General features: G+C 68.6%; 7 protein-coding genes and 1 pseudogene. 2 read left to right on the top strand and 6 right to left on the bottom strand.

Annotated elements, in window-relative coordinates; translation table 11 throughout:
• Both EFE23_RS26850 and EFE23_RS26845 read right to left on the bottom strand, forming a co-directional pair.
• Positions 1-387: a MerR family transcriptional regulator gene (locus EFE23_RS26850; RefSeq protein ID WP_233601161.1), complete on the bottom strand. Its 387-nt coding sequence runs from the start codon at positions 385-387 to the stop codon at positions 1-3.
• A gap of 77 nt (positions 388-464) precedes the next feature.
• Complete coding sequence (locus tag EFE23_RS26845; RefSeq protein WP_123243675.1) at positions 465-1,964, bottom strand: SulP family inorganic anion transporter; 1,500 nt, start codon at positions 1,962-1,964, stop codon at positions 465-467.
• Between the two features lie 349 nt (positions 1,965-2,313).
• Between EFE23_RS26845 and EFE23_RS26840 the strand changes: the two genes are divergently transcribed.
• Complete coding sequence (locus EFE23_RS26840) at positions 2,314-2,502, top strand: hypothetical protein (RefSeq protein WP_123243674.1); 189 nt, start codon at positions 2,314-2,316, stop codon at positions 2,500-2,502.
• Between the two features lie 315 nt (positions 2,503-2,817).
• Positions 2,818-4,977, top strand: coding sequence for a HelD family protein (locus tag EFE23_RS26835; RefSeq protein WP_123243677.1), 2,160 nt, complete (start codon positions 2,818-2,820; stop codon positions 4,975-4,977).
• Between the two features lie 107 nt (positions 4,978-5,084).
• Here the strand turns inward: EFE23_RS26835 and EFE23_RS26830 are convergent.
• From EFE23_RS26830 to EFE23_RS26815, 4 genes and pseudogenes are all read right to left on the bottom strand, one after another.
• Positions 5,085-5,309: pseudogene (locus EFE23_RS26830) on the bottom strand (nucleotidyl transferase AbiEii/AbiGii toxin family protein); the annotation flags it as partial.
• 130 nt (positions 5,310-5,439) lie between these two features.
• Positions 5,440-6,243: an ADP-ribosylglycohydrolase family protein gene (locus EFE23_RS26825; protein WP_148058550.1), complete on the bottom strand. Its 804-nt coding sequence runs from the start codon at positions 6,241-6,243 to the stop codon at positions 5,440-5,442.
• Positions 6,244-6,794: 551 nt separating this feature from the next.
• Complete coding sequence (locus EFE23_RS26820; protein ID WP_123243672.1) at positions 6,795-7,112, bottom strand: hypothetical protein; 318 nt, start codon at positions 7,110-7,112, stop codon at positions 6,795-6,797.
• A gap of 73 nt (positions 7,113-7,185) precedes the next feature.
• Positions 7,186-8,154 (bottom strand): ADP-ribosylglycohydrolase family protein, encoded by a 969-nt coding sequence (locus EFE23_RS26815; RefSeq protein WP_123243671.1) that lies wholly within the window; start codon positions 8,152-8,154, stop codon positions 7,186-7,188.
• Between the last annotated feature and the right edge of the window lie 122 nt (positions 8,155-8,276).

Below are 8,276 nucleotides of genomic sequence, written 5' to 3'. Positions count from 1 at the left end.
CTAGGTGGCCGGTTCGCTGTGCTGGTCGAGTGTGGTGCGCACGGTGTCGGTGAAGCCTTCGGCGGTGGTGAGTTGATCGCGCAGCGCGGCGACGCGGGTGGTGGCGGCGGTGTGGAACATGCCGAGGCGGTCGAGCAGCACCCGCCGCTCCTCGTCACCGGCGGTGGGCAGTGCGTCGAGGACGGCGAGCAGGTCGCGCATCTCGTCGAGGGTGAAGCCGAGGGGCTTCATCCGCTTGACCACGGCGAGCCGGTCGAGGTCGGGTTCGGTGTAGAGCCGGAAGCCGCCCTCGCTGCGGGCGGAGGGCACGATCAGTCCGGCCTCCTCGTAGTGGCGGATGGTGCGGATGCTCAGCCCGATCCGCTCGGCGGCCTCGCCGATCTGCATCAGCCGACCGCTGGTGGTGCCGGCGGCCGCCGGGCCGCAGAAGTGCTCCGGCCCGGCGGCGTGGGTGGGGTGCGGCATCAGTGGCCGCCGGTGAGGGTGCCGGCGAGGGTGCTGTGGATGGCGGCGCTGGGCTTGTTGAGTTCGATGATCTCGACGTTCTTGCCGCGGGCGGCGTACTTGGTGGTGATGGCGTCGAGGGCGGCGACGGAGGAGGCGTCCCAGATGTGGGCGTGGGTCATGTCGATGATCACGTTGTCCGGGTCGCCGGCGTAGTCGAACTGGTAGACCAGGTCGTTGCTGGAGGCGAAGAACAGTTCGCCGTGCACGGAGTAGATGCGGGTGCCGCCGTCGGGGTCCAGGACGCTGGTGACCTCGACCAGGTGGGCGACCCGGCGGGCGAAGATCACCATGGCGGTGAGCACGCCGATGACCACGCCGATGGCCAGGTTGTGGGTGGCGAGGACCGCGCCGACGGTGGCGAGCATGACGATGGTCTCGCCCCAGGGCATGCGCTTGAGCGTGGCGGGGGCGATGGAGTGCCAGTCGAAGGTCGCCACCGACACGATGATCATGACGGCGACCAGGGCGGCCATCGGGATGACGGCGACCACGTCGCCGAGGGCGACGACGAGGATGAGCAGGAAGACGCCGGACAGGAACGTGGACAGGCGGGTGCGGGCGCCGGATGCCTTCACGTTGATCATCGTCTGGCCGATCATGGCGCAGCCGCCCATGCCGCCGAAGAAGCCGGTGACGATGTTGGCCACGCCCTGGCCCCAGGACTCGCGGGTCTTGTTGGAGTGGGTGTCGGTGATGTCGTCGACCAGCTTGGCGGTCATCAGCGACTCCATCAGCCCGACCAGCGCCACGCCGAGCGCGTAGGGGGCGACCAGCGTCAGGGTGTCGAGGGTGTAGGGCACGTCGGGCAGGCCGAACACCGGCAGGCTGTCCGGCAGGGCGCCCTGGTCGCCGACCGTCGGCACCAGCACGTGGGCGGCGACCGTGATCACGGTCAGCACGATGATGGCGACCAGCGGCGCGGGCACGGCCCGGGTGAGGCGGGGCAGCCCGACCATGATCGCCAGGGCGAGCGCGACGAGCGGGTAGACCAGCCACGGCACGCCGAGCAGGTGGGGCACCTGCGCGGCGAAGATCAGGATGGCCAGGGCGTTGACGAAGCCGACCATCACGCTGCGCGGGATGAACCGCATCAGCTTCGCCACCCCGAGCGCCGCCAGCAGCACCTGGATGGTGCCGCCGAGGATCACCGCGGCGATCAGGTAGCCGAGGCCGTGATCCCGGGCGAGGGGAGCGACGACCAGCGCGATCGCGCCGGTCGCGGCACTGATCATCGCCGGTCGGCCGCCGCAGACGGCGATGACGACCGCCATCGTGAACGACGCGAACAGACCCACCCGCGGGTCGACCCCGGCCAGGATCGAGAACGAGATCGCCTCCGGAATCAGCGCCAAGGCGACGACCAGGCCCGCGAGAACTTCGGTGCGCAACACCTTCGGCGACAGCCAGGACGGACGGGACAGGCGCGGCCGGGAGACCGCGGACAGCATCGAAGACATACAGCCATTTCCACTCAGGTGTGCGCGCTGGGCGCACACGCGCGGCCGTGCCCACGAGGGGGTACGACGCTTTACGTGCACATGTACCGGTCGGACGTTTCCGGACCGTTTCCGGGCGTCGTCGCCCGGGAGAAGACCGCGAGGGGCAGTAGCCGCACCTCGACGACCTGCACTGACCCTACCGTCCGGTGAGGGTAGAGTTCGCCTTTCGTGATGATCATCACCAATGGTGCCGCCGGGAATGCGGGGCGTGTTGCGAGGTGGGAATGTCTACTTACGTCGACGTTAACGTTAGGGTAGATTTGGATCTGTCGGCGCGGGCACTTCGCCCGCGGATCAGGGGGGCGTCGTGACGCAGTTCTTCGTGTGGCTGACCGACGGCACCCTGCTGACCGTTCCAGCCGACCGATGCCGGCACGACCGCAGGGTCATGACCTTTGAGCGCCGCAGCAGCTCCGCTTGCGCGACCCGCTGGCGGGAGGTCTCCGTGCTGCTGTGGGAGGACGTGCAGCGGGTCGAGCGGTTCGAGAACCCGTAAACCACCGATCGGCGGCGCCGGCCCCGTCCGCGTCCGAAGGTCCGCGACGTTCGTGCCGCAGGGTTGGTCGCCGCCCTCCACGAACTGCCGAGCAGGCCCGAGTATGCCCGGCGGTGGCATCTGTGGAGGAGTCCCCATGCCGTGCTGGGCGCCCGAGGCTGAAGTAGGCGGCGACACGGCGTGCCGTACCGGTCCCGGCGTGGGTCCGGCGTGCGCCGGCCGTTGGGCGCAGCCGTGCGGGCTTCACCGCACGTCTTACTCGACCCTTACGTTAGAGTGTTTCACCGACAGGAGCCTGAACCGGAGATGGCCTTGATGACAGACGTGCAGAACCGAGTCGAACAGCAGGAGCGTCAGCATCTGGCCGAGACGGTGCGTCTGCTGACGGTGGCGCTGGAGGGGGTGACCGCCACCATCGACAGCTCCGCCAGTGCCATCCAGGCGCACAAGGAACACATGTGGGCGCACTGGCGTGACATGGACGGCGTCGAGAAGGCGAACGTCCGCGTCGAGGTGAACACGTCGGTCACCCTGGCCGAGCATGCGGTCACGGTGCGGAAACGTCTTCAGCGGCTGCTGGCGTCGCCGTATTTCGGGCGCGTCGACTTCCACGCCGGAGGCGATACGGAAGCCGGGGCCCACTACATCGGGGTGCACAATTTCTCCGACCCGCGGACTCAGGAGATCGTGGTACACGACTGGCGCGCTCCCGTCTCCAGCCTCTACTACGACTTCGAGTCGGGGGAGGCGTTCTTCCAGGCCCCTCAGGGGACCGTCCACGGCGAGATCACCGGCAAGCGCCAGTACAAGATCCAGGACGGGCGCCTGGAATACATGTTCGAGAGCGCGCTGAACATCGGTGACGATGTCCTACAGCGGGAGCTGAGCCAGTCCGCCGACGACAAGATGAAGAACATCGTGGCGACGATCCAGCGGGAACAGAACGCGGTGATTCGCAACGAGACGGCGCAGGTGCTGATCCTGCAGGGCGTCGCGGGCTCGGGGAAGACATCGATCGCCCTGCACCGGGTGGCCTTCCTGCTCTACCGCTTCAAGGACACCCTCTCCTCCGACAACGTCATGATCCTGTCCCCGAACAAGGTCTTCGGCGACTACATCGCCAACGTGCTGCCCGAGCTGGGCGAGGAGCAGATCGCAGAGATCGACTTCAACACCATCGCCGCCACGTTCCTCGCCAAGGTCACCGACTACGAGACGTTCAGCGAACAGGTGGTCAACCTGCTCGACCGAGTCGACGAGGCGGCGGCCGAGCGCATGCGCTACAAGGCCACCCCGGAGTTCGTCACCCAGCTCGACGCGTGGATCACCTCCCGGGCGGACGAGGAGTTCACACCCGCCGAGATCGTTCAGAAGAACAACCGGCTCTCCGCCGGGTGGGTCGCGGCGACGTTCGGGCAGTCACCGACACTTCCGATCTTCACCCGGCTGGACCTGCTGGCCGACACCGCTGTCCACCTGCTCAAGCAGCAGGCCTTGGACCGGGGTGGCAAGTGGACGGCAGCCGACACCACCGGTGTCCGTCGGCAGGTCCGCGCCATGTTCCCCTACAAGGACGCGCTCGCCGTGTACAAGGCTTTCTACTCCGACTCGGCCCGCCGCGGCCTGTTCAAGCCCTTCGGCCGGAAGAAGATCGAGTACGCCGACGTGTTCCCGCTGATCTACACCATGATCAGGACGGCTCGCCACGAGAGCTACAGCCGCATCCGCCACCTGCTGATCGATGAGATGCAGGACTACACGCCCGTCCAGTACGCGGTGGTGCGTGCGCTGTTCTCCTGCAGGATGACGATCCTGGGAGACTCCAACCAGTCGGTCAACCCGTTCAGCTCCTCGTCACCGTCGACCATCCGCAGCATCTTCCCGGAGGCTGACTGCCTCGAGTTGCGCAAGAGCTACCGCTCCACGACCGAGATCACGGATTTCGCCCAGCACATCTCCCCGAACAACAAGATCATTCCGATCGAGCGCCACGGACGGCCACCGCAGGTCATCGCGTGCGCGGACCAGAAGAGCCAGCTGGCACAGATCCTGACCCTCGTCGAGCAGCACCGGGACAGCGAACACCGGTCCCTGGGTATCATCTGCAAGACCGCCGCGCAGGCGGAAACGCTCTACCGCGCCCTGTCGGAGTCTGGCGTCGAGCTGACGTTCCTCGACTACGACAGCACGGAATTCGCCGGCGGCATCGTCATCACCACAGCCCACATCTCCAAGGGGCTGGAGTTCGACACCGTGATCGTCCCGCACGTCAATGACACCAACTACGCCAACGAGATGGACAGGTGCATGCTCTACATCGCCTGCACCAGGGCCATGCACGAGCTCCACCTGACCCATGACGGGCCGGTCTCACGCTTCCTGAGATTCGCCGACGAGCACCGACGCGGTCTCGGTGTCGTCGACGCGGAGACCGCAGAGATCCGTGATCGCCCGATGAGTGCACGAGTGGGCTGACCCGACTGGGGCCACCGGCACAGCCGCGTCGTTGCGGAGATGTTGACCGGGTACTCAGGTTGACCGGGATCGGTGACCGCGAGCCGGGCGAAGCTGTCGAACTGCTACGTCATCTCGACGGAATACCCGCCGGCGCGGTAGCCGTCGACCACGGCGTCCACTGCTGCGACGAACTCGCCACGACGCTCCCACGCCGTGAACAGGTCGATGTCCTCGCTCGGGCGGTCGAGGATGCCGTGGGCCTGCGCGACGTAGCCGCCGGCCAACGCGAATCCGTAGCGGGCGGCGACCCGCAGCCCGATCTCCGCCAAGCGGAGGTGAACCTGATCCACTCTTACCCGGCCGGCGTCTGCGGCGGCGTGCTCAGCTCGGGCAAGCGTGCCTGCCGCCGCCCTCATCCTCAGGAGGTCAGGAGCCTGGCGCGGAAGGCCATCCCGGCAAGGTCGTCGGCGGCTTCGACGATCACCGCGGTCTCGGTGGACCGCCTGACCCAGTCGTACGAGAGCGCTGCCCTGCCCGCGTAGGCGCCAGTGATCGCGCCTGCGATGCCCGCGCTGACAGGGCCGTCTGCGGAGCTGGCGAACTCCACGCTGCCGCAGGGTCCGTCGGGTGGCGGAGGAACGCGGCCACGGCCACGGCGAGGCTGGTCGGGGCGCTGCCGTCGGCCGGCAGATGCTGCGTGGCCTCGGATGGTGGCCGGTCGCCCAACGCGGCGACCCGCGCCAGCCGGTCGGCGAGTGCGCCGTCGGTCGCCAGGTGGGCAAGTTGATAGGTGAAGTCGAAGCGGTCGACGCGGCGGTTGGTGTCGGCCCGGTAGGCCAGGGCCACGGCGTAGGCGACGGCGACGCTGGCCTCCTGGCGCTGAGGATCCGCGCTGCTGATCGCGGCGGCCAGGCGTGCTCGTCGACCGATGTCGGGCAGAGGTGCCGCCAGCAGTCCGACCGGAACGGCTTGCAGTAGCTCGAATGCATCCGTCTGGACCGCGCGCGGCGGTTGCGCGTTTGCTCTGTTCCGGTGGGTGCCGGAGGGTGACGTCATCGCCGCCGTGAGGTCCTGGACATAGTTGGCGGACTCGCTCGTCGTGTCGGGGTGGTTGGCCAGGTAGCGGGCGTGGGCGATCATCCGCGCGATGTGGGTCGGCAACGACCCTACGTGGCACGCCGCCGAGTCGGCCGCAGGGTCAGGTTCGAGTCCTTGTGCGGCGGCGAGAAGGCAGCCGCGTGCACGGTCGCGCAGCTGCTCAGGTTCGCGCCAGTGGAGGATCATCGCCGCCGAATATACCCTCACGTCAGGGTTGATTGCTAGTGGCGCGCGTATCGTGTCGCCTGACGCTAACGTCAGGGTAGATTTACCGGGCCGGCGATCATGGCCGGGAGGTAGGGGTCGACAGGGGAGGTGCGATGTGGCGGTACTTCGTGTGGCTCACCGATGGCAGTATGTTGACCGTTTCGGCCCCATCGATGCCGGCATGACCGGAAGATCATGACGTTCGAGAGCCGCGCTGACGGCGGCTCAAGTGAGGGGATGGACCCTCAGTGGCGTGAGGTGTCTGCCCTGCGCTGGGAGGACGTGCAGCGGGTCGAGGAGATCGAGGCGTAGCAGCCCCGCCCTCACCGCAGCCAATTAGGCGGGGCACGCCCGCGCTGGGTGTCCGCGCCTCGTGCGCTGATGGAAACCCTTCACACCACGCCGCGGGCGCTACGTCGCGGCGGCCGTCGCCCGGTGTTCGCACGTACGCTCTCGGCGCGGCGGCGTGCGTGAACGCCTCGTGCTTGCCTGTCTGGCGGTGCCGGGCGCTCATGCTGGTCGCACGACGGTCACGTTGTGGTCAGGGTGCATCCGGCATCGAACTTGGGATTGATCAGCTCGGCGAGTTCACCAGCCACCGTCCAAATCTGCAGCGAGGACCGTAGCCGGCTGCCCCACCGCTGCGGCACCCGGTCGTCGCGTGCTCGCGCACCGATGACAGCGGCCGCCATCGGCGCGATGCCATGGTCCCAATTCGGCGGGAGCATCGCGTCTCGCGTGGTGCTGGCGGTCATCATGGTGTGGCCCTTCAGGATTGCTATGGCCGCCGACGCGGCCTCTGGTTCCTCGGTCGGGCCGCAGGCGGGGGTGGTGGGCCACCGCGGCACCGGGACATGGTCGTCTCCGGTGCCGCGGGGCAGCCGTCGGCGGGCCGGCGGTCAGCCCGCGATCGCGTGGCGCTTACCGCGCGGCCGGGCCGGGCGTAGCCTGGGCGAGCCTGGCCAGCGCGCTGGCCGCTGTCCACACTCGCGACGCGCCTCCCAGCCGAAGCCCCCACATGACCGGGACGTCCCGCTCTGTGCGGCGAGCGCCGCACAGAGCGCCGGTCATTGAGGCGATGGTATCCGTGTCGCCACCCATACCGATCGCGAACGCGATCGCGGCGGGGATGTCGTCCGGGTGGCGCAGAAACGCGGCGAGGGCGGCGGGCACGGACTGGATCGCGCTGACGCCGTTGCCCACTTCGCCGGCTACCTGCGTGCTGCTGGCGCCCCCGTTGACGAGCGCGGGGAGCCGCCGAAGCGCCGCCTGGAACTCCGCGGTGTCCACGTGCTCGCGGATCGGGGTCACGATCCGGTCCGGGTCCAGCGGGGTGTCCCGTGTCGAGAGCGCGGCCAGTGCCGTCGCGACCGCCTGAGCGACCGCGCCGTCCACCGCCTGCGGGTGCTGGTGGGTGACCACCGCTGACCGGCGGGCGCGGCCGGCGACAGCGCCGAGCCCGAGGCCGGGTAGCAGGCCGACCGGTGCTACCCGCATCGCGGCGCCGTTGCCGTAGGAGCCCTGGCCGTCGAACAGTTCTGCGGCGGCTCGTTGCCACGGCCTGCCGTGGGCCAACTCGGCGAACAGCCGCGCGGCGCCGTGACCGTAGCCCCGGTCGGGGTCGCGCGCCCACTCTCGGGCGAGTTCGTCGGCGAGTTCGTCCTCACCTACGGTGCCGTGTCGGCGGGTCAGGTGGTCGGCCAGGACGAGAGCGGACGCGGTGTCGTCGGTGTACGCCATCAGCTGTGTCGACCGGTTCATCCAGTCGTCGATGTCGGCCCGGTCCACCGGGTCTGTGCCCTCGAAGGGCGCGCCCAGGGCGTCACCGCATGCCGCCAGCACCATGGCCCCGCGTACCCGGTGCGGCCAGCTCAGCTCTGCCCTCAGCATCGGTTCACCCACCTGTCGTGATCAGCCGTCTCCGAGACCCTACCCTAACGCAAGGGTAGAGTCGCCTGGGCGAGAGCGCGTCACCAGTGACATCGTGTCGGACGGCCTTCACCGATCAGACC

It is taken from the genome of Micromonospora solifontis, assembly GCF_003725545.1.
Taxonomy (GTDB): domain Bacteria; phylum Actinomycetota; class Actinomycetes; order Mycobacteriales; family Micromonosporaceae; genus Micromonospora; species Micromonospora solifontis.
This window is presented reverse-complemented; position numbering and strand designations above follow the sequence as displayed.

Bases quoted from the DNA above. Each gene is read 5' to 3' on its own strand.
- EFE23_RS26815 (WP_123243671.1), bottom strand. From the start codon at position 8,154: ATGCTGAGGGCAGAGCTGAGCTGGCCGCACCGGGTACGCGGGGCCATG.
- EFE23_RS26835 (WP_123243677.1), top strand. From the start codon at position 2,818: ATGACAGACGTGCAGAACCGAGTCGAACAGCAGGAGCGTCAGCATCTG.
- EFE23_RS26845 (WP_123243675.1), bottom strand. From the start codon at position 1,964: ATGTCTTCGATGCTGTCCGCGGTCTCCCGGCCGCGCCTGTCCCGTCCG.
- EFE23_RS26850 (WP_233601161.1), bottom strand. From the start codon at position 387: ATGCAGATCGGCGAGGCCGCCGAGCGGATCGGGCTGAGCATCCGCACC.
- EFE23_RS26825 (WP_148058550.1), bottom strand. From the start codon at position 6,243: ATGATCCTCCACTGGCGCGAACCTGAGCAGCTGCGCGACCGTGCACGC.